Below are 21146 nucleotides of genomic sequence, written 5' to 3'. Positions count from 1 at the left end.
ATGAAAACGAAGATATTATATGTAGAAGACGAAAAGTTCCTGGCAAAAATTGTAAAGGAAACACTTGAGCTTAAGAACTACGAAGTATTACACCTTACAGAAGGCACCCGTATTGATGAATACCTCGAGCGTTTTAATCCTGACATTTGCATACTGGATGTGATGCTCCCTAACAAAGACGGCTTTTCAATAGGCAGCTACATTCACCAACATTACCCGCACTTGCCTGTTATCTTCCTGACGGCCAAAACCCAAACCGCCGATATTATCAAAGGGTTTGCCTCGGGGGGAACGGACTATCTGAAAAAGCCGTTCAGCATGGAAGAACTGATGGTACGTATAGAAAATCAATTGAGAATAAAAGGTATCCACACCGGTACTACCGACACAATAGATGAAGAAATAATACTGGGGCATACAAAATTCTATCCTGCATTATACGAACTGCATAAAAATGGTTCGGTTATCAAACTATCCAACAGAGAGTCTCAGGTACTGGGACAATTATCAGCACACCGTAACAAAACCATTGAACGAAAACAACTCCTCAATGCCGTTTGGGGCGATGATTCCTTTTTCAACAGCCGCAACCTGGACGTATATATACGCAAGCTTCGTGGTCATTTAAAAGACGAGGATGCCGTGGAGATCATCACACTCAAAGGTATTGGCTACCGTTTCGTGGTCAAATAACCTCTTAAACCTTTCCCTTTTCAAATAAAGAAACCTGATAGACATATCTACAATAACAAGCATCCTATTTGCGCCGCTATTTTGTATTTTTATCTCATAAACAGACATAGTGAGCAACACATTACAAGATTTTGAAGCATTATTTGAGCGTGCGCTGGTAAAGGAGATACATGAAACAGCACAAATGCATTCCGTACCTGCAGGGAGCACTATCCTGGACTATGGACAAACCATCAGGCAGATACCAATTATCATTGAGGGTTCTGTGAAAGTGTTGAGGGAAGACGACGAAGGACATGAACTTTTGCTTTATTACGTGAACGCTAACGAAAGCTGTGCCATGACCTTTACCTGCTGTATGGAGCACAGCATCAGCGAGATAAAAGCCGTTGCCGAAGACGATGTGACCTTTATGGCTGTACCTGTATCTGTAATGGATAGTTGGCTGGTTAAATACCCATCGTGGAAGAATTTTGTGATGCGCACTATACGCGTACGCTTCAATGAACTACTTAATACTATCGACCAGATCGCCTTCCAGAAGCTGGACGACAGATTAGTGAATTACCTGAAAGAAAAGGTAAAAGCCACAGGCTCCAGCCTGCTCAACCTGTCGCACCAGGAAATAGCCAACGAACTGGCCAGCAGTAGGGTGGTTATATCCCGCCTGCTGAAAAAACTGGAAAATGACAATAAATTACTCCTCTACCGTAACCAGATAAAGATACTGAAGGATATGTAACCAATGTTACCCTTCAGGCTGAGGTTCCATGTTACTTTTGTCCTGTTCTTAAAAACGAATAGATCATGAATAGTAACATGGGTAATATTGACAAGCTGATAAGAATAGTTGCAGCTATCATTATCGGGGTATTATATTTCACGGGCGCTGTCACAGGTACTAGTGCAATAATATTACTGGCAGTATCTGCCATATTTTTACTGACCAGCTTCGCCGGTTTCTGCCCATTATATTACCCATTCAAGATCAGTACAAAGAAAAAATAACTAATCAATACAAGTAATATGAGCATTAAAGAAATCATCAAGCAGGAAGGTACTGTTATTATCGACGTACGCTCTCCTATGGAGTTCAGTGGTGGTAGTGTGGCTGATTCTATCAACATCCCATTGCAGGAATTACCTGGTCGCATCAGTGAGCTGAAGCAACAAACAGGCAACATAGTTTTATGTTGCGCAAGTGGTGGACGCAGTGGTATTGCAACCCAACTATTGCAAGGACAGGGTTTCAGCAACGTATACAACGGCGGTGGCTGGACAGATGTGAACTATTGGAAAAACAATTAATAAAGCATGATACAGATACTAAAAAAATTATTCAGCAGCGGCCCTGCAGTAGACTTTGCGGAGCTGACAAAGAACGGCGCACAGATCATTGACGTGCGCACCCGCCAGGAGTATGCAGGTGGCCATATTAAAGGCAGTGTAAATATACCGCTGAATGAGTTGCAGGCTAACCTGAAAAAAATCAAGAAAGATAAAGCGGTTATCACTTGTTGTGCATCTGGTATGCGTAGTTCTTCTGCAAGAGGTATATTGAAGTCAAACGGATTTACCGAAGTGCATAATGGTGGTGGCTGGATGAGCCTGCAAAGCAAACTGAGATAAAAAATCAATACCAATTTATGAAGGACAGAATACTGAAAGGGTGGAATTTCAGAAGGCTTATGTACATAGGTATGGGAGCATTCGTGATAGGACAAGCCATAATGACGAAACAATACTTCGTGATCCTTTTCGGCGTGTACTTCGCTTCGATGGGAATATTCAATTTCGGATGTGCTTCAGGAGTATGTGCGTATGTGCCTCCTCCCCGCAAAACAACGGACGAGCAGCAATTGAAATAATTTTATCGCAAAACAAACATTAACCGGGAAAGTGGTGCATCAATGCATCACTTTCCTGCTATTATAAACGGTATCGGCCAGTACTCACCATCCATAAGCATATACAGCATATACATGCCCTCAGAAACTGCCGGCAATACTATCTTCTTCCTGAAATTCTTTTTCTCTGTAGTAGCTGTCGTATAGTACAAGCGCTGACCTATGGAGTTGAGTATCAGTATTTTTACCTGTTGCTCATTGTGGCCCCTACCCTCTAAATAAAATGTTCCGTTGTTGGGGTTAGGATACAACCGTATATACTGGCTATCCGGCTCATCTACCGACACATGAGTTATAGCTCCGCCAATACAACCATTTACCATCACCTTAAGTGTATAGGTACCTATTGCCGCGAGTGTAACCGGCGATATGACAGGGGAGGAATCCGTAGAAAAGAAATTATCCGGCCCGCCCCACTCTAACGAGTCAGGTGTCATGTCGGATTCCATATACAACTTCAACTCCCGGCCTGTCAGCAACGGGCTATTGCTACTGGCTTTTACCTGCGGGGCAGGCTTAACTAATACTTCTACCTCTTCAAATACGGTACATCCCTGGTTATCTATACCCACCGTATAAATACCGCTGTGAGTACGGTTCAGCGAGGTGCGTGCTACATGCTGACCACCCTCCTGGAAACTTTGCGGGCCGGTCCAGTTGTATACCAGGCCCTGCATACCTGAGTTACTGCCAGCTTCCAGCCTTAGTGTATCGTGTTCGCACAAAGGTGTATTGGCAAAAGCATAGGTCTCCGAAGGATATGGTACAATAATAAGGTTGCCTGTGTCGCGACGCACATGGCTGCATAATCCCGTTATGGAATCGCTTACCGTAATAAAATACTTAGTGGATATTTTCGGATTTACGGTAACGTACTGCCCATCAGATGCAGAAAGGATGGCATTGGCAGGCTCCCATTTATAGGTAACATACTGGTTGGCGTGTATCAATTTTACACCCCAGTCTGTAATACTGTCGCTGCAAATAAAACTATCGGCCAGTTCTATTCTCAATGGTTCCTTTATTTCAACAGGTACATATGCCGTATCGTTCGGCACGCAGAGTGCTGTATTCGTTGCTATCAGCATGGCATTCTGTATGCCCCAGGTATTGTAGCTATGTGCAGGGTTCTGTAACTGCGAGCTGTTACCATCTCCAAAGTCCCAGTAAAAGGTTACTGCCCTTGCTGAACTATTCTGAAACTGTATGGGCATATCAACACATGCTATGGTTCTGCTGGTACTAAAAGCAGCCCCCGGATCGGTATCATCTATTGTAATATTCCTGTAAACTGTATCGATCGAATTACATAGGTCCGGGTTGTAGGCCACCAACATTATCCTGAAAGTACCACCTTTGTTATAAACATGTACCGGGTTTATGGCCGTTGAAGTATCCCCATCACCAAACTGCCAATAGTATGTCTGTGCATTGGTAGAGTAATTATACATAGATACTTTTTCGTGCAGGCAGGCCGTATCCTTAGCATATAGTTTCGCATTTATTTCTATGCTGTCTATGTATATGGTATCAAGTAAAATATCTACTACTTTGCATGAGTATGGATTATATGCCTCTAAGGTTACGATGAATGTACCCGAGCTATCATACTTATGTACCGGGTTCTTCACAAAGCTTGAATCACCATCTCCAAAACGCCACAGCCAGCTATATGAATACCGCGACAGGTTGTGAAAATACACATCGGTATGCATGCACGAGGAGTCGATAACATTACCTTCAGCTATTGGTTTTACAGCCAGTACATCCATGTCAAACTTCACACTCAGGTGGTCGTTGTCTAAAAAAGGCCTGCTCTTGCTGTTGGGACAATAACTACCCGAGGTACCACTTATCAGGTGTTTTGAAGCCTGGTTACAAGATGACATCCATATGACCCCTGTTGTATCTATTGCGCTGCTACCATGTGTGTGCCCTCCCAGGTCGTGTGGTACACCATAATAGGTTGCGTAAATAAGCGAATCCATTGCCGGGCTGATATGGAAGAAATAATACACCGCAAAATCTGATTGATAGGCATTTGCAGTCAAAGGCAGGTTGCTGGAGTCTTTTACATACACCGAGCCAACCATGTCGCCACAAATATTCACAAAACCGGTTACACCTGGTTTAGGAGTGTTCACTATCTTGGTACTCAGTATCAGCGAGTCCAGGTCGGGCATGAGTTTAGCAATAAATATCTTTCCTTTGGGCTGATAGAATGTAGCATTATGAATGATAAAGTTCGTATCATTATTACCGCACACAAACACTTTGTCCATTTCGTCCAGGCTCACCTTCAACGCACTCTCAGAGTAATTACCCAGCCGTGTTGAGGCAACCACAGCAGTGCCTGTACTATTAAGTATCGTAACAAAAGCATTGCCAGAATCTGAGTATGCATTACTAGACAAGGGGAAGTCTGTACTGATGGATCGGCCACAAACTACCAGTTTGCCATTGCCTGCATATTTACAATCATAAATACAATCCTGGTGATCGCCACCCAGGTAAGTACTGTAATACAAGTGACCGCAAGTGCGCGAAAGTTTGAACACAACCCCATCATATGAGGAGCCGGGTGATGAAATAACAGCCCCGGGTGTTACAGGGAAATCCTTTGAAAAAGTAGTTGCACCTACATAAATGTTGTCCTGCGGGTCAACACTCAAACCGCTTTTGTTCTGGTCGTTGTCATGAAATGCATATGGAGCTATTCCGTCTGTTCCCGAACCGCCTATAAAGGTTGAGCCTACAAGGCCTGTGCCATTGGTATTGAAAACAGTGACGAATATATCGCTTCGCATCGAGTCAGCATTAAAGCTCATATCATACGCCCCATTTGTCACCGGGAAATCGCTGGAATAGGTTTGTCCAGAAATAACTAATTCATTATTATTATTTACAATCATTGCAGTGGTGTGTTCTTTATAAGTTCCGCCGCAATAGGTAGAATATAGTAGTGAGCTGCCGGTTACATCATATTTGTTTATAGCGATGTCGTGGTATAGGTAGCTGGCCTGGAAAGCCCCTAAAGAAACGGGGAAACCGGGTGCATAGGCCTCGGACGAGGAGTAGAAATTGCCGTACAGGTCATAGGTAGCACAATATGCCCAAAGGTCGCCAGTTGAGCCTGTGTAGGTTGCAAATATCAATGCCGGATCCACTACCAGATCTGCAGTGCGGTCATAACCATCCGGAAATGAGAATGAGACCTCGTTGCCTGACAAAACAAAATCACACCTGACGGCAACTTGCCTGTTATTGACCACCTGGTAGGCAAATGGGGCCTGCTCTGTAACTGTATTTACGGTAGTTACTATCTGCAGTTGACCGCGGTTATCCAAATATGGAGTAACACCATCGAATGTCATACGTATATCCTGCGTTCTGCCCCCGGGGTGTACCACCATATCATATTTCAGAGATGTACCTTTGCTGTATACACGCATATCAATATTATCATACAGCCCGGCATAAGTTACAGCACTATAAACCGGCACTTCAGAAGCCCACCTGCCAGGATCATTCCCCAAAAAATAATTGTGATAATAACTTCGCGCATCATTCCCGTCAATTACAGGCTGATTACTACCTGTAAACAACACATCATATGCATGGCAAGAAATGGTCTCGTCCGTATAAGAAGTATCGTTCGCATGGTCGTGTATACGCTGCATATCGGCAGTACTGTAGAAGCTGTACCTGAAACCGTGTTTAGTAAAATAGACATACCCACCCTGCACACCTGCTTTGTATACCACAGGTTCTGCCCATTGCCCTCTGTTAGGCACGAAATCAAGTTCGCCTCCCTCACCCGCCCATACAATAAAGGGCAGGCAAAGCAAACCCGACAGCCATATAATGAGGGTTTTAGACGACACTTTGTATAATTTACCTACTCTAAGTTAACGTATTTTCACCATACATCATTCTTACAGCTATACTCTTAAACCAAGATGCCCTTGCAGTACTGCAAGGGCATCTTTATCAACTCTTTATAACTGTTATTACTTAGTTATTGTGAACCTCCTGATATCTTGTTTACCATTCAGCTCAATGCGCATCATGTACATTCCTGATGCAGGGTCACCGTTCAGGCTCACTTCATGTTGCAGTTTACCTGAGATGATCTGTGCTTCAGATGTATGTATCAGTTGGCCCATTGCATTTACGATAGTTATCTTAGCGGTTTCAATACCCACACCTTCATATTCACCTGAAATAATGAACTTACCATTGTTCGGGTTAGGGTACAGTTTCAGGTCGCCTACCAGGCTTTCCTGTCCACCGATACCCGTTGTCACCCTGCGACTGAACACATTCTGTGAAATAACACACGGATGACTGCTGGTCATCATCACACGTATCTTATCGGTTACTATCAGTTGATCTGTCGTATAAACAGGGCCTGTAACACCTTGTACCGTCGTACCATTCAGATCCCACTGATAGGTAGGGCTTGTACCACCATTTACAGGTATTGCCGTAAATGTATAGCTGTTGTTTCCGTTGTAAGACACTTTCAGGTCTACCGTGGCAGCTACCGGCTGATCAACTGTTATATGTAACGTATCACTTTCTACCGGGAACACACACTCAGCACTGCTGGTATAACGACAAGCTAAAACATCATTGCTTTGCAGGTTGGCCACAGAGTATGTTTGGTTGGTTTCTCCAAACAAGTCTTTACCATTCCTTATCCACTGGTATGCAGGAGATGCTCCTCCGTTAGTACCTGCAGCCGTAAATGTCACCATTTTGCCGTCACAAACATTTGTATCTGCAGAACCAGCAATTGACACGGTAGCCAATGTTGTCTGGTTAACCACCATATCTACGTTGTTACTGCTGACAGTAGCAGATGTAGGACACATAAAATTGCTGGTCAGGATACAACGCACTGCATCACCGTTCTTCAGGCTATCTGTTGCATAGCTGTTGCTTGTACTGGCTACATCCACACCATTCACCTGCCATTGATAGGTAGGCGCTGCTCCCCCATAGGTAGTAGTGACGTTAAACGTGTCCATAATACCTGAACAAACTGTGTCGCCCGCTACCGACATTACAGTAGCAGTCGGAGTTTGGTAAGATGTTACATGCATTGTTACCACATTACTGTTCACATCGGTACGTGTAGGGCAAGCATGACTGGTAACCATATTACAAGCCACATAGTCAAGGTCTGCCAGTGATGTAGTAGTATAAGCAGCATTGTTTGTACCTACGTTTACTCCTTTTACGGTCCATTGATATGTCGGAGTGGCTCCTCCATTTACCGGTGTGGCTGTACATGTCACCAGCGTACCGGCACATATATTGGTTGCGCTTGCAGAAATACTTACTGACGGAACCACTAATGGATTTACAGTTAAGGTAGCAGCACCTGAAGTAGCGCCAGGCGAACATGTACCACTCAACACACAACGATATTGGTTGGCACTCATTGCTACGGATACCTTTTTCAACAGCAATGTATTTGTTGTGGCACCTGCAACATTGGTACCATTGCTCAGGTTGGTCCACCCAGTTCCGTTGTCTTCCTGCCATTGGTAGGTCAGTCCGGTACCTGTACCGGCTGCAGAGAAAGTGATATTATCTGAAGAATCACAAACTGTTACATTAGCAGGACTAGACGTTACTACCGGAAGTGTATTGACCGTTATGATCGTAGTGTTGGTAGATAACGAATTGCAGGCGCCAATCAGTCGGCAATAGTAAGTGTATGTCGCGGTTGTAGTAGCTGTCAGTCCGCTGATACCTAACGTCGCAGTAGTAACACCCGAGTAATTGCCCGTATTGCTCAGAGGCTGGAATGATGTACCATTATAACCATACCACTGGTAGCTGATACCAGTACCGGTTGCAGACACACTCAGTGACGTATTACCACCACTACACACAGCAGTTGAAGAAGGTTGAGTCGTAATAACCACATATGAATTAACGGTCAGAACTGCTTCTGCTGACGTAACAGACAAAGGAGCACAAGCACCACCAACGATACACCTATATTTATAGCCATTCTTTGATGCGCCTATGTAAACCATAACCAATTTATTGGTATTAGCACCGGAGTAGCTGCCTGCGTTAGCTATATTAGCCCAGCTGCTGCCATTAAACTCCTGCCATTGATAGGTCAGTGTTTTCCCTGTTGCAGCTACCTCAAACGACGCTGTCTGATTTTCACATATCGTTTTATCTACCGGGTTAGCCGTTATCACTGTAGGTTGGTTAACGGTGAGCGTACCAGCTGCCGATGTTGCAGTTGGCGAACATGTACCCGATACCACGCAACGGTATTTGTAACCGTTTACAGCGGTAGTTACTGCTGTCAGGTTCAAAGTTGCAGTAGTAGCATTTGAATAGATACCACCATTTGTAACATTCATCCAGCCGCTACCATTATCAACCTGCCACTGATAAGTGGGCGCGGTGCCTATAGCAGCTATAGTAAATGAAGTATTATCACCTGAACAAATGGTACTTGAATAAGGGCTCTGTATCACTACAGGCGCGGTGTTGATATATAACCGTGCTGAGGCTGAACTTACCGGAGGCGTACAAGCGCCTGATACGACGCAACGATAAGGCGTATTATTCAGCGAAGCTCCCGCACCTACTATCGCAAGTGTATTAGTTGTTGCATTAGAATAAATACCTCCATTGGTAATGTTCGTCCATGCAGTACCATTGTGGAATTGCCATTGGTAAGATATGGCTGTTCCTGTAGCTGTAATACTGTAATTAGCAGAACCACCTTCGCATATAGTGCTGTTAACCGGTTGTGATGTAATAACAGGCAATGCATTTATAGTAAGGTGCAGCGTGTTGGTTGATGCTGTATTGCAAGGACCTGTTACTATACAGTGATAATGACGTGTAGTTGCCGTTACGTTTGTTGTAATGCCTGAAATATATAGTGTAGCAGAAGTTGCACCTGAATAAATACCCCCGTTGGCAACCGGCACATAACCAGTTCCATTGTTTACATACCACTGGTAGGTTGGATTGGAGCCAGTTACATTAACAGTATAACTCATACTGCCACCGCTGCATATCGTTGTATTTACAGGTATTGAACCTGAGTTGGTAATAGCAACCGGTGTATACACATCCAGGTGACCTTCTCCCGATGTGGTCGGCAAAGAACATTTACCGTTTACAATACACCTGTATCTTCCGTTATTATTAGCAGGAGTAAGATTGCTTAACGTTAACACAGACGTAGTAGCACCTGAATATACTCCTGTGTTGGTCAGGTTTGTCCAGTTTGTGCCATTATGTACCTGCCATTGGTAAGTAAGATCGGTACCGTCTGCTACTACAACAAAAGCAGTAGACCCCCCCGGGCAAACACCTTCATTGCTTGGCTGGGTTATGATAGCCAATGGGCTATATACTTTCAGCTTTGCAGATGCGGAAATTGCAGGCGGAGTGCATGTGCCGCTTACAACGCAACGATACATCGAGCCGTCCATACCGTTTATGGTAGTTACTTTCATCTCCCTGGTAGTTACATTGGTATACCCCCCCGTATTAGCAAGGTTCGTCCATGTAGTACCATTGTATGAAACCTGCCATTGATAGGTAGTTCCCGTTCCTGTTTCTGTTATGGCAAATGATGCGTCATTACCTGCGCAAGCTGTATCGTTCACCGGATTTGAAGTTATCGCCGGCAGTGCATTAATATTTAGTATCAATGTTTGTGTAGAAGCCGTATTACATGTACCTGTTACCAGGCAGTGATATTCTTTTGTAGCCGCTGATGGTGCTGCCGTTATCCCCGTTATCCTTAATGTATCAGTCGTAGCACCTGAGTAGATACCACCATTGGTCAAAGGTATATTGGTTAAACCATTATGAACATACCACTGATAGCTCAGGCCGGCACCTGTTGCCTTCACACCATACACCACGTTACCGCCACTGCAAATCGTAGTATTTTTCGGTGGCTCCGCAGTAATTACTGCAGGGTTATATACATTCAGCCTACCTGAACCTGAAATAAGTACAGGTGAACACAATTCGTCAATCAGGCAGCGATACAGGTAGTTATTCATACCGGTTGTCACATTGGAAACGCCCAGCATATTCGTCGTAGCATTAGCATACACGCCACCATTGGTTACGTTATTCCAGTTGCTACCTCCATTAGTGCTCACCTGCCACTGATAGGTAAGTCCGGATCCCCCGGTTGCCAATACCCTGAACGATGTGGATCCTCCCGGGCATATAGTGTCATTACCCGGTTGCGAAGTAATGGTGAGCGGAGCATATATGGTAAGTAATGCACTTGCCGATGTATCGGGCGGTGTACAGGCGCCACTAACAACACAACGATATTTTGTACCGTTTAATGATTGTGAAGTAGTTACTTTCATATTAGGCGTTGTTACATTCACATACCCTCCGGTATTAGTCAGATTTGCCCAGTTGCCGCTGTTGTACGATACCTGCCACTGGTAAGTCAGGTTAGTACCGGTAGCAGAAACATCAAAAAACGCGTCATTTCCTGAACATGTTGTTTCATCTATAGGGTCTGTTACAACTGCAGGCAGTGCATTTACATTGAGCAACAGCGTATTCGTTGATGCTATGTTACACGTACCTGTAACAATACAGTGATATTGATATGTACTTGCTGATGAACCGGTAGTAATACCAGTGATCTGTAATGTTGGTGTTGTAGCACCGGAATAGATACCACCATTAGTTATCGGATCATTGCTTGCACCATTTTTTCTGTACCACTGGTAGGTAAGACCCGATCCTGTAGCCGTTACTGTATAGGTTTTATTACCTCCGCTGCATATGGTACTGGACACTGCGGGTTGGCCGGTGATCACAACAGGACTATATAAAGTGAGCACTCCCGGATTAGATGGTGTTGCCGGAGAACAATCTCCATTAACAACACACCTGTACCAGTTATTGTTGTAAGCCGCGGTGACGTTTGTCAGGTGCAGGATATTTGTAGTCACTCCACTATAAATACCTGCATTAGCCAAGTTCGTCCAGGTACCTGCACCACCAGGTAGCACCTGCCATTGATAGCTAAGATTTGTGCCAGTAGCAGTTACAAAAAACGAAGCTCCTGTACCCGGACAAATAGTCGAATTAACCGGCTGAGTAGTAATATTAAGTGTATTATTAACACTCAACGTTGCAAACGCTGATATAGCCTGTGGCGGGCAATCCGCACTGACAACACAACGGTATTTTGAACCATGCATGGAAGGTATTGATGTCACCGTCATTTTAGAAGTAGTGACATTAGAATAACCACCACTGTTGGTCAGGTTTGCCCAGTTAACACCATTATATGACACCTGCCACTGAAATGTACGGTTAGGTCCTGTGGCCGATACCTCGAAAGATGCATCATCTCCTGAACACACAGTAACGTTAACAGGATTGCTGGTAATTGTCGGCTTCGCTTTTACATTCAGCAACAGTGTATTGGTAGCATCCAGGTTACAGGTACCGGTTACAATACAGTGGTACTGGTAAGTTGTAGTATTGACACCGGTAGTGATACCTGTGATAGTAAGAGTGGCTGTAGTAGCGCCGGAATAGATACCTCCGTTGGTAATTGGCACAGCGCTACCGCTAACATACGTGTACCATTGGTAAGACAGACCGGAACCTGTGGCTGTTACCGTATAGTTTACATTGTCTCCGTCACAAACTGTAGTGGATATTGCCGGTTCTGTTGTAATCACAGCCTGTGTATACACATTCAGTGTGGCGCTGTTTGATATCGCTGCAGGCGCGTCGGGTCCTGTAGCGATACACCTGTAAAGGTAGCCGTCCATACTAGCAGGCGCACTGTTCAGGTGCAATACATTAGTAGTAGCTCCTGAATATACACCTCCATTAACTACGTTGACGAACCCGCCGCCGTCATTTACCTGCCATTGATAACTTGTCGTGTTACTCGCATTCACTACAAAGGCTATAGTAGCAGGAGCACAGGCAGAAGTATTAGCAGGTTGCGCTGTGATGGATGGCGGTATCGCAAACGCCTTGATCGAAATAAAGAACATCAGTACAAAACAGGAAAAATAGTTTAGATACCGGTGCATGTGTGTGGTTGATAGTAATTGCTTTTCCATAAAAAAATAATTAACTCAGATTGACTATTAACAAAACATTTACAAAGTAATTGGACTGTAAAAATTGCATTTTTTTTTCATAGAACATCGTATTTCTTATATTATTTTTACAATCATATCCTACGTACTAACAAGTTTATATACATTAAAATATTAATTCCTGTGTTGGTTTAACAGAAAAACAATCATTTATTAACGTCCGCCTCCAATTGTTAACAACTTGTTAAAGCGCTGCACATCTGCATTAATATCTATTTTATCATTTTTTAATAAATGAGCCGTAAGTTGAGCGGAGAAATAAGGTGCTAATGAGCATCCTTTCGTACCCATACCATTAAAAATGCCGACATTAGGGCACAAGGGGTGCATCCCGACAAATGGACGCCTCTCAAGACTGGCAGGACGTATTGCAGCTCGGTGATCTTCTATGGAATATGGCAACTTCAACCATTTTTTTAGAATTGATTCTGTTTTTTGGCGAAAGGCCTCGGTAGGACGGTCATGCTCAAATTCCCACTCAAACGAAGAACCTATCCAAAACAGGTCGCCCTCAACGGGCACAATACTTACTGCCTGCTTGTAGATATTGGTGGGAGGCAGTCCGGGGATGCGAGCCAGAAGCGCTTCGCCTTTGTTCAGAGTATAGGGTAGTTTTCCAAAGTATTGATTGTCAAACCCATCAATACCGTTACATAGGATCAACTTTTCGGCATATATATCCCCATATTGTACCCCCTTATCAGTAACGATACAATGAGCTATTTCAAATGACTGTTCAAGGATAGCATTCCTTTTGCTCAAAACCTCACGCCAGCGTTTCATCATCAGTTGAACATCTACCAGCATACAGGGTGCAGTCACCCCTACTCCATATCCCGTTTCAAAATATGCTGAATACACCTCTGAATTACCGGCGTAGCTAATATAATCCTCTCCTTCAGCTATCCTGTCATGCCAGGCGCTTTTCATTTGCTCTGAGCTATGAAAAGTCAGCAGATCTATTTCCCTGGCTATAGGTGCTCCTAGTTCCTCACCAAAAGTTCTGTAAGCGTCAATAGCAAAAGGCAACAACTCCTCGATCATCCAGGTACGAACAACCCGTCTCCCTGTAACAGGGTTGATGATGCCACTGGCTACTCTACTGGCAGTATCTGGTCGGTTATCATCTATCACAAGAACCTGCTTCCCAGCATTCAGCAGGTTCCAACTGAGAAAAGTTCCGCATATTCCCTGTCCGATTATCAGGTAATCTGTTTGCACAGTTGCAAAGAAAGGAGATATTCATGAAGGGACATAAAAAAAACGTTCCCCTCCGTAATGCAGGGGAACTTTTACCCCACCTAATGAAAAAACTGTCTTTCTTTATTTCATGTTACCCTGGTCATGGCCTCGCATATCCCGCCGGTGCACCTTACGCATAGCATCCGCTTTTTCCCGCTGTTCGTCTGTCATTATTTTTCTGAATTCCTCATGATACTTTCTCCTGTCATAATCAGCTCCAGGATATTTTTCGTTCAGGGCTGCCAGCTTTGCTTTCTGTACATCTGTAAACTCAAGTTTTTCTGCTGCTTTTGCCGACATAGTTTTCGGGTCGGGCCTTGGCCTGTCTCCTTGTTGGGCAAATACTGTATTTACTGACATTACCAATAGTGTGGCCAAAATGGTTGTTGAGATTTTTCTGTTCATATCTACTGTTTTTTTATTACTGATTATCATTAATGCCTCCAGCTACCTCATAGGCCCAACCATCAGCAGTTTCTATTTTTTTGTACAAGGTGCCATTATATTCATAATATATCTTCCCACCAACAGTCATTTCCTGTGCTCCATCAGGCAGATCATATATTACACCACCAGCAGGTGGTGCCACCACTTCATAATCGTTAGTGCGGGTATCCTGCCTATAGAAAGTGCTTCCGAAATTGAATAACACAGTAGGACCAACCACTATACTCCTGTAACCTACCGGTAATACATGCATTCGCAGGCCTATCGGTGCAGGTGTCAATATATACCTTCCCGCCGTTTTGCGGTAATACATGCCACTGTTGCAATAGTAAGGTATACTACGATGTGTAATAATAGTCGTTCTGCCCGGCAAAGTGTTAATTGTTCGAGCAGGTATTGCAATGTGTGATGCCTTCCGTTTGGCAGGTTGTTTATTTACAACAATAGTTCTTGCAACAGTACCACCATTTCTGCCCTGAGCAGATGAGGTACGATTTATTACAGTAGTTCTCGGTGACTGAGCGTCAGCCTTTAAAAATGGCAGTATCATTACTACTATCAGAGTCACAGCGACATTTCTATACTTTTTCATTTTTACCTCTAGTTTAGTTATTCAGTAGACTGTCTACTGCTTGCATCGTTTAACCAGAGGGGCATGCTTTAACATTTCATTTCCCATAAAGGATTAACTTATTTTAACATCGCGTTAAATATATTTTTCGCAAATTTATCCTTGCCTCTTTTGCCTGTGCAATGATTTATAAGTATAATTAGCTTTATTTTAGCAGACTCAAATTTTCAATTTTATGAGAAACAGAGCCCTTGTGCTGGTTTTAATGATTGCACTATTTAGCCGGGCATATGCCCAGGAAATACTGGTAGATAGTATAGACCTAAATAAATTTTCGGGTGTGTATAAAGGTGGCAATATGGGAGAAATGGTATATGTACCTTATTTCACCACCAACAAATCAGGCAAAAAGAATTTTATCATCCGGCAAATTGAAAGCCATAGTTTTAATGAAGACAAAACTATAAGATTGGAGTTGCCCGAGACATATGAATTAAAGCACTCTGCCTTTAACGGTATGGGATATTTGCTTTCTTTTTACGATGCAGCAAAAAAAGAGAATGTCCTTATGACGGTTTCAAATGGTGCTGTTTACAAGAAAAAAACAAGTAAAGCTAATGGACAGGAGCTCATTCCGCTAAGTGGCAATGAAGGCTTTATCTTACTCACTGTAAATAGCAAAGGCGGCTACAGTATTGAAAATATTGATATTGAATTAAAAGCAAGATGGGAAAAGTCATTTAATCCGGCATCGGGTACTACATGGGATATCATAAGTGCAAAAAGTACCATGGAGGGTCTTGAGATAATCAGGAAAGAAAATGGCCAGGGAGGTAAATATGCGTTTACACTCCATACCATTCAGCCCGACGCAGGAGATGATATTGGACAGAGTGTGCTAGCGATGAATGAAACAAATGTTTACCCGACGTTCTTTAGTGGCAGCGAAGGTATGAGGTATACAGGCGGCTACTATTACAAAAACAACACTTATACGAAACAACCGGACGGTGTATTTATGTCGATGATAACTATGGACGGTACACTGCATGAAGTAAAGAAAGTACCATACAGCCAGGTAATAGAGGCCGTAAAAAGCACACTTGGTGGCACACTTGCATCAGGCAATAGTTCTATTATTTTTTCCGGTGGCACTATGTCACACGAAACTCAATCGTATATTCTTACCGGCCAGCTGATTAGCAAAGAAAATACTGAGAAAGGATGTTCTGTTACGCTAGGCGACTTTGTAACCGTAAAGATCAAATTGGATGGCGAAGATCCGGATGGTACGTTCAAGAACGCTACTGTAATTAAGTCAGAACCACAGATAATCAAATTCACAGGCAACGCCGCTGGAACGAACATACTGGATTTCGGCACCTGGATGCAACATGCCGGTTTGTTACATTTTAAATATTTTGCTCAAATGCCGGGCAATCCTGTAATGGCTTATACTAGCGTTGACAAGAACGGTGTATCCTCATTTTGTTTCAGGAATGTAGGACTGGACCCCGATACTATCGAGCCTATATGCATGCCGTTGAATCGCGAACCAAAACCAGCCAGGGATTATGCTTTCGCAGGCACTTCTATTCCACCTGACTTTGCTACTGATAATACCGTAATTACCCAGGAGCAGGTGCCTATTGATTATGCAACTTTTGGCTTCAATGACAAAATGCTCACATTAAGGAAAATGCCGATAGTATCGTTGGAAAAGTTGCAGATAGAAATTCAGCCGGACGAACCTGTTTTAGAAGATCCAGGTAGTCAGCCTAACCCGGATGAAGAGCAACGTGATGAAGAGCCACACGAAACGAACACTTCTGAAGGCTGACAAGCTTATTTATTTAAACACCGGACACCACGGTGTTTTTTTTATTCCCTTTTCAATAAAAGCGGGAAGCCCCCAAAAATAGAGGCTTCCCTATCAAACAAAACAAACAAACCTCTTTATACAGATATACAACCAGGTAGTTCCGGTTGTATAGTATTAATAATTTTGGTATGTCAGAACAGCAAAGGTAACGCACAATGATCATATAAAACAGGGGAAAATCACCCAATTATCAATCAATGTAAATTGTGTCTGAAGTATAAACGAACTACTATTTTATTACAACTCAAAAAAACTCAATATCCAATACCCTGCTTTGTACTCGTCAGATACGATAGTGCTGTTGAAGGTTTTGCCATTATAACTCACTGGCTTGTCATACCTGCTAATGGCCATTATCTTTTCGGGTGTGTATGTGGAATTGAAAATATAGTTATATATACTGGTCATAGCTGTCAGCTCAGCCGTAATACGCATGAGTTTTACGATCCTGCTCTTTCTGATCGTACTGTCAGGCATTTCTACCTCTTCTACCCTGAACTGGAACTCCAATTTTATTGATTCGAAATTATTATTGTCGTAATAATATTTAGATAGCATTACATTTTCCCTGTCAACAAAAGCAGGCTGGTAGCCAACTGTTTTGCTCATGATATCTTTACAAAACTTTTGCACTGCCTGTTCTGTGCTATCCATTACCAGCGCGCTTACCTCAGGCAAGAATTCATCCTCGGTCTGTGCATATACCGCAACGGGCAGCATTAGTAATAAAGTCAATACCCACCTCATTATCTGCTAAAATAGTAAAAGAAATACTCCCAGTACTATATAAAATGTATAAAAATGCCCGGCTCAATACCTGAACCGGGCTAAAATCATACTTAGTTATTATCTAATGTCTTATGGCTATCTTTTGACTTATAATACCATTACTACCGGATACCGCCAGAACATAATTTCCTGTTGGCAGATCAGACACAGGTATAGAGCGATGGTAGGCTACTTTTGTATCCTCATGTTGAAAAAATATGGTTCTTCCATACATATCTGTTAACACTAGGTTGAAATCCTGCGGTTGATCCCACTTAAGATTGATATTAAGATTACTATTGGCAGGAACAGGGTACACAACCATATCAGCATCCGTTATCAATTCATCAACACTTGTAGGGTCATATTGCTCATAGTAATAGTGTATGGAAATATCGCCGGATTTATGTACCCAGCCATTATTCCACGAAAAGTCAGTCACCACTTCAGGCAGCGATTTATTGTTGTATTTTATTACTTCCCGTCTGTTGTTAACAAAAGAAACTGAATTATTGTCCCAAGTCATTTCTATATCTTCTGTCTTATTATTATCGCTGTCATAATAATACAGGTTTTGCTTTACGTTCACCCAAGTTATGCCATCCCATTTTTGTTCAGTATTTGATATGACATTACCCATTGCATCGTAAGCATATTTCCACTTCGATATTTTGGTCCAACTACTGTTATCCCATACCTCAAGTGTATACTCTACTACATCATTGCCTACGTACAAGTAGTTTTTACGTTGGTTACTTACCAGCCCTCCCGATGACCATACTTTATCTTCTATTCTTACAAGGTTGTTATTCTGATCATATACAAAGTCTACAGCATATGTTGTTGAGTTCATATTGACAACATTGTTACTATTGTCGTATGACAATGTAGATACCATATCCTGAGTCCAGAGTGTGCCATACCACAACTGCAGCACCGAGGAAGTCATTTTGCCATTATTGTCGTATTTATACAAGTAGCGTTCTGCATTTTTCCATGTGGCATCAGATGGGTGCCAGTTCTTATATATCAACTGGTCTACCTTTTTACCTGTAAAGTACTGTACCCGTTGCTTATTATTCTCATAACCCCATATTGATGCGTTGAATTTGTAGTTAACACTCTCATCAAACAATATGTGATCATCATTATTCAGATTATCAGGGTTAGGTACACTACCCCTGTTTGCGCCGTATGAATAAGTAGTAGAATCTGTAGGGACAAACCCTGCGTCTTTATATGACAAATACGTTTTTGCTATCAACCTGAGGTCTGCCGATACAGACTGATTAAGAGCACCGCCATTAAAATGTGGGAACATGCCCCCTACCTGTGGTGCGCTCGTCACATTATCGTCACTTCCTGCAATAGCAGATGAACAGATTAACAATAGTGCCGGAAAGAGTAGTATTTTTCGCATATCATCGGCATTTTTATGAAACAAAAAGCAGCAGTAACCAGTTGCTATTATAAATTTAACAATAAGTATTGTCATATTACTCCATCAAGGCATTTTTATGACAAATTTATGACCGGCCAATGACAGATAATCAGAATATATGACACAGCCGTAACAGCCTGAATACTTTTATCGTTTCACTTTAAATATCAATTCTTCCTTTACTCTTCCATTATCCAGTATTATACTGTATTCACCTGTCGACAGGCCTGACACGTCTAAACTTTGTTGGTAAGTCATTTTCGCTTTAATTTCCCAGTGCTTCTCATTATTCCGATCCGACCCAGGCAAAGTGATAGAAAAATCAGTTGGCTCATTATAAGTAACATATATATTTACATACTTATCTGCCTCTATAGGATAAAGCTTTAAATGCATTTCCTGAGCATGCTTCACCGTGTCTGTTCTTTTTTGGTTACCGGTTTGTGAATAAACCATACTGCAGGATAATAAAAATATCGTAAGTGTGATCAATGCTCTCATAATAGTTATCATTTTAATGTAAATATAGCAAATACGCACCCCTCTTATGATACAGCGCAGAGTCAAACATTATAGGCAATGATATTTACTAACCGTTTGTTAACGATTAACACTTACGTTAGTTAACTGATTATAAATCAACAGTTAAGGGTCAGCAAATATTTGGCAGAAGGCATATTTATGTTGCATATTTGTGTCATCAGCGAAACAAAGGCGTTTCAAAACAAAATAAAAACACACAATTATGTCATACGTTTCTTCATTTGTACAGACGCAGCCGGTAAAAATAATAGCCGAAGAAAAGAAAGTTGAACAACCCGCAATAGTCAACACAGCTGCCAGGAAGGAAATCACAACCAAAATATTACTGTTTATCGGTATCATCACCTGCCTGGTACTGGCGGTGATCATCTGATAAACATCATTTAAGAAACTGCCGGCTACCATTCTATCGAGTGAGTGAAGAATGCGTATGTCCGGCAACCAATTTCTCTCTTATCCTCTATATGTAAGAAAGCCCTTATTCCTAAGGGTTTTTTTATTGTCCTGTACATAGAGACATAAGTCTGCCTGGTAGCAGATCATCTTTCCCAAGCACAATACCTAAACCGACCTACCTGATTCAGTGTGCTTCACATCCACTATTAGTTAACAGTTGCAAATATAGCCACAGTACTTATTTTCAGCTCCTGGCGGGGGTATTTATACCCTCCCATATTTCTTAATAGATGGTTAACGGTTAACATATCATGCTGTTAAGCATTTACAAAGCGGGCGTTAACCATTAACGATTTTTTGGAAACGGCCCCCTTTGTGTCGCATCTTTGTATTGTCAACGGAACGACAGCGTTTCAGACAGAAAATAAAAACACATTTAAACAAACACAAAACAAAAACATTTAAAAACACAAGATCATGCAAGCAACATTAAACATCCACTACACACAAAACATAGCTGCTACTCATAACGCTAATCCTGCTGCAGCTATCGTTCGCAAAGAAGCTAATACCAAGATCGCATTATTCGCCGGCATACTGGTTTGCCTGTTACTGGCTGTATGTATCTAATACAGGCTGATAAGAGAAAACATATTTAAACAAACAAAACATATAGAGATGAATTACACAACATCAATCGCGTATAATACACGCAACGGAGATTTTGAACAACCTGAAGGTTTCAAATTCATAACCATAAAAGAAACATACATCAAAGTATTTGCCGTTATGGTTTCATTGTGCTGCGCCGCCGGCGTCCTGTACCTGAACAGTCTGTAGGAAATACCTCCTATCCTGCTTACCACGAAAACAAAACAAAAAATAAAACACACGACAATGCAACACACTTCACGTATATCTTTCCTACAAGGCATGACCAATGCTGTAAAGAATACCATGGCCCAAAAGGCAGTTTTCATAAAAGCTGTACTTACCAACGAGCTTACTCAAAAGATAATACTATTTACTACGATATTAGGATTGCTGCTTATAGCTGCTAACCTGGATGCTATTATGTAAGGCATACGCCGGTTTT

The 21146-nt window shown here is 42.3% G+C and carries 19 protein-coding genes; 11 read left to right on the top strand and 8 right to left on the bottom strand.

Going from position 1 to position 21146, the window contains the following annotated elements; all coding sequences use genetic code 11:
* The 6 genes from H6550_05295 (at position 1) to H6550_05270 (ending at position 2561) form a co-directional block, all read left to right on the top strand.
* The gene (locus tag H6550_05295; protein ID MCB9045538.1) at positions 1 to 693 is read left to right on the top strand and encodes a response regulator transcription factor; all 693 of its coding nucleotides are present in this window, start codon (positions 1 to 3) and stop codon (positions 691 to 693) included.
* A 184-nt stretch (positions 694 to 877) separates the two neighbouring features.
* Positions 878 to 1435, top strand: a complete 558-nt coding sequence (locus H6550_05290) for a Crp/Fnr family transcriptional regulator (GenBank protein MCB9045537.1) — start codon at positions 878 to 880, stop codon at positions 1433 to 1435.
* A gap of 65 nt (positions 1436 to 1500) precedes the next feature.
* Positions 1501 to 1701 (top strand): DUF2892 domain-containing protein, encoded by a 201-nt coding sequence (locus tag H6550_05285; protein ID MCB9045536.1) that lies wholly within the window; start codon positions 1501 to 1503, stop codon positions 1699 to 1701.
* 18 nt (positions 1702 to 1719) lie between these two features.
* Entirely contained in the window at positions 1720 to 2001 is a 282-nt protein-coding gene (locus H6550_05280) for a rhodanese-like domain-containing protein (protein ID MCB9045535.1), read from the top strand.
* 6 nt (positions 2002 to 2007) lie between these two features.
* Positions 2008 to 2322: a rhodanese-like domain-containing protein gene (locus tag H6550_05275; protein ID MCB9045534.1), complete on the top strand. Its 315-nt coding sequence runs from the start codon at positions 2008 to 2010 to the stop codon at positions 2320 to 2322.
* Between the two features lie 17 nt (positions 2323 to 2339).
* Entirely contained in the window at positions 2340 to 2561 is a 222-nt protein-coding gene (locus H6550_05270) for a hypothetical protein (protein MCB9045533.1), read from the top strand.
* Between the two features lie 47 nt (positions 2562 to 2608).
* Here H6550_05270 and H6550_05265 read toward each other — a convergent pair whose 3' ends face one another.
* The 5 genes from H6550_05265 to H6550_05245 all read right to left on the bottom strand — a co-directional run bounded on the left by H6550_05265 (position 2609) and on the right by H6550_05245 (position 15041).
* The gene (locus H6550_05265; protein ID MCB9045532.1) at positions 2609 to 6484 is read right to left on the bottom strand and encodes a PKD domain-containing protein; all 3876 of its coding nucleotides are present in this window, start codon (positions 6482 to 6484) and stop codon (positions 2609 to 2611) included.
* Between the two features lie 126 nt (positions 6485 to 6610).
* Complete coding sequence (locus H6550_05260; GenBank protein MCB9045531.1) at positions 6611 to 12721, bottom strand: T9SS type A sorting domain-containing protein; 6111 nt, start codon at positions 12719 to 12721, stop codon at positions 6611 to 6613.
* A gap of 192 nt (positions 12722 to 12913) precedes the next feature.
* Complete coding sequence (locus H6550_05255) at positions 12914 to 13981, bottom strand: FAD-binding oxidoreductase (GenBank protein MCB9045530.1); 1068 nt, start codon at positions 13979 to 13981, stop codon at positions 12914 to 12916.
* 102 nt (positions 13982 to 14083) lie between these two features.
* Positions 14084 to 14407: a hypothetical protein gene (locus tag H6550_05250; GenBank protein MCB9045529.1), complete on the bottom strand. Its 324-nt coding sequence runs from the start codon at positions 14405 to 14407 to the stop codon at positions 14084 to 14086.
* Positions 14408 to 14423: 16 nt separating this feature from the next.
* Positions 14424 to 15041, bottom strand: coding sequence for a hypothetical protein (locus tag H6550_05245; protein ID MCB9045528.1), 618 nt, complete (start codon positions 15039 to 15041; stop codon positions 14424 to 14426).
* A 214-nt stretch (positions 15042 to 15255) separates the two neighbouring features.
* On the opposite strand from H6550_05245, the gene H6550_05240 reads away from it, so the two are divergent.
* Positions 15256 to 16860, top strand: a complete 1605-nt coding sequence (locus H6550_05240; protein MCB9045527.1) for a hypothetical protein — start codon at positions 15256 to 15258, stop codon at positions 16858 to 16860.
* Between the two features lie 279 nt (positions 16861 to 17139).
* Here the strand turns inward: H6550_05240 and H6550_05235 are convergent, their stop codons facing one another.
* The 3 genes from H6550_05235 to H6550_05225 all read right to left on the bottom strand — a co-directional run bounded on the left by H6550_05235 (position 17140) and on the right by H6550_05225 (position 19612).
* The gene (locus H6550_05235) at positions 17140 to 17649 is read right to left on the bottom strand and encodes a hypothetical protein (protein ID MCB9045526.1); all 510 of its coding nucleotides are present in this window, start codon (positions 17647 to 17649) and stop codon (positions 17140 to 17142) included.
* A 103-nt stretch (positions 17650 to 17752) separates the two neighbouring features.
* A complete protein-coding gene (locus tag H6550_05230; protein MCB9045525.1) occupies positions 17753 to 19090 on the bottom strand; it encodes a T9SS type A sorting domain-containing protein in 1338 nt (445 codons plus the stop codon).
* A 168-nt stretch (positions 19091 to 19258) separates the two neighbouring features.
* A complete protein-coding gene (locus H6550_05225) occupies positions 19259 to 19612 on the bottom strand; it encodes a hypothetical protein (protein ID MCB9045524.1) in 354 nt (117 codons plus the stop codon).
* Between the two features lie 244 nt (positions 19613 to 19856).
* Here H6550_05225 and H6550_05220 point away from each other — a divergent pair, with 244 nt between their 5' ends.
* From H6550_05220 to H6550_05205, 4 genes are all read left to right on the top strand, one after another.
* Positions 19857 to 20027 (top strand): hypothetical protein, encoded by a 171-nt coding sequence (locus H6550_05220; GenBank protein MCB9045523.1) that lies wholly within the window; start codon positions 19857 to 19859, stop codon positions 20025 to 20027.
* A 500-nt stretch (positions 20028 to 20527) separates the two neighbouring features.
* Positions 20528 to 20680: a hypothetical protein gene (locus H6550_05215; GenBank protein ID MCB9045522.1), complete on the top strand. Its 153-nt coding sequence runs from the start codon at positions 20528 to 20530 to the stop codon at positions 20678 to 20680.
* Between the two features lie 48 nt (positions 20681 to 20728).
* Positions 20729 to 20890 carry a hypothetical protein gene (locus H6550_05210; GenBank protein MCB9045521.1) on the top strand — a complete coding sequence of 54 codons (162 nt, stop codon included), beginning with the start codon at positions 20729 to 20731 and terminating at the stop codon, positions 20888 to 20890.
* Between the two features lie 57 nt (positions 20891 to 20947).
* The gene (locus H6550_05205; protein MCB9045520.1) at positions 20948 to 21130 is read left to right on the top strand and encodes a hypothetical protein; all 183 of its coding nucleotides are present in this window, start codon (positions 20948 to 20950) and stop codon (positions 21128 to 21130) included.
* Positions 21131 to 21146: the final 16 nt, after the last annotated feature.

Source organism: Chitinophagales bacterium (assembly GCA_020636495.1).
Lineage (GTDB): Bacteria > Bacteroidota > Bacteroidia > Chitinophagales > Chitinophagaceae > UBA5543.
This window is presented reverse-complemented; position numbering and strand designations above follow the sequence as displayed.

Bases quoted from the DNA above. Each gene is read 5' to 3' on its own strand.
- H6550_05295 (MCB9045538.1), top strand. From the start codon at position 1: ATGAAAACGAAGATATTATATGTAGAAGACGAAAAGTTCCTGGCAAAA.
- H6550_05290 (MCB9045537.1), top strand. From the start codon at position 878: ATGCATTCCGTACCTGCAGGGAGCACTATCCTGGACTATGGACAAACC.
- H6550_05285 (MCB9045536.1), top strand. From the start codon at position 1,501: ATGAATAGTAACATGGGTAATATTGACAAGCTGATAAGAATAGTTGCA.
- H6550_05280 (MCB9045535.1), top strand. From the start codon at position 1,720: ATGAGCATTAAAGAAATCATCAAGCAGGAAGGTACTGTTATTATCGAC.
- H6550_05275 (MCB9045534.1), top strand. From the start codon at position 2,008: ATGATACAGATACTAAAAAAATTATTCAGCAGCGGCCCTGCAGTAGAC.
- H6550_05270 (MCB9045533.1), top strand. From the start codon at position 2,340: ATGAAGGACAGAATACTGAAAGGGTGGAATTTCAGAAGGCTTATGTAC.
- H6550_05260 (MCB9045531.1), bottom strand. From the start codon at position 12,721: ATGGAAAAGCAATTACTATCAACCACACACATGCACCGGTATCTAAAC.
- H6550_05250 (MCB9045529.1), bottom strand. From the start codon at position 14,407: ATGAACAGAAAAATCTCAACAACCATTTTGGCCACACTATTGGTAATG.
- H6550_05245 (MCB9045528.1), bottom strand. From the start codon at position 15,041: ATGAAAAAGTATAGAAATGTCGCTGTGACTCTGATAGTAGTAATGATA.
- H6550_05240 (MCB9045527.1), top strand. From the start codon at position 15,256: ATGAGAAACAGAGCCCTTGTGCTGGTTTTAATGATTGCACTATTTAGC.
- H6550_05235 (MCB9045526.1), bottom strand. From the start codon at position 17,649: ATGAGGTGGGTATTGACTTTATTACTAATGCTGCCCGTTGCGGTATAT.
- H6550_05230 (MCB9045525.1), bottom strand. From the start codon at position 19,090: ATGCGAAAAATACTACTCTTTCCGGCACTATTGTTAATCTGTTCATCT.
- H6550_05225 (MCB9045524.1), bottom strand. From the start codon at position 19,612: ATGAGAGCATTGATCACACTTACGATATTTTTATTATCCTGCAGTATG.
- H6550_05220 (MCB9045523.1), top strand. From the start codon at position 19,857: ATGTCATACGTTTCTTCATTTGTACAGACGCAGCCGGTAAAAATAATA.
- H6550_05215 (MCB9045522.1), top strand. From the start codon at position 20,528: ATGCAAGCAACATTAAACATCCACTACACACAAAACATAGCTGCTACT.
- H6550_05210 (MCB9045521.1), top strand. From the start codon at position 20,729: ATGAATTACACAACATCAATCGCGTATAATACACGCAACGGAGATTTT.
- H6550_05205 (MCB9045520.1), top strand. From the start codon at position 20,948: ATGCAACACACTTCACGTATATCTTTCCTACAAGGCATGACCAATGCT.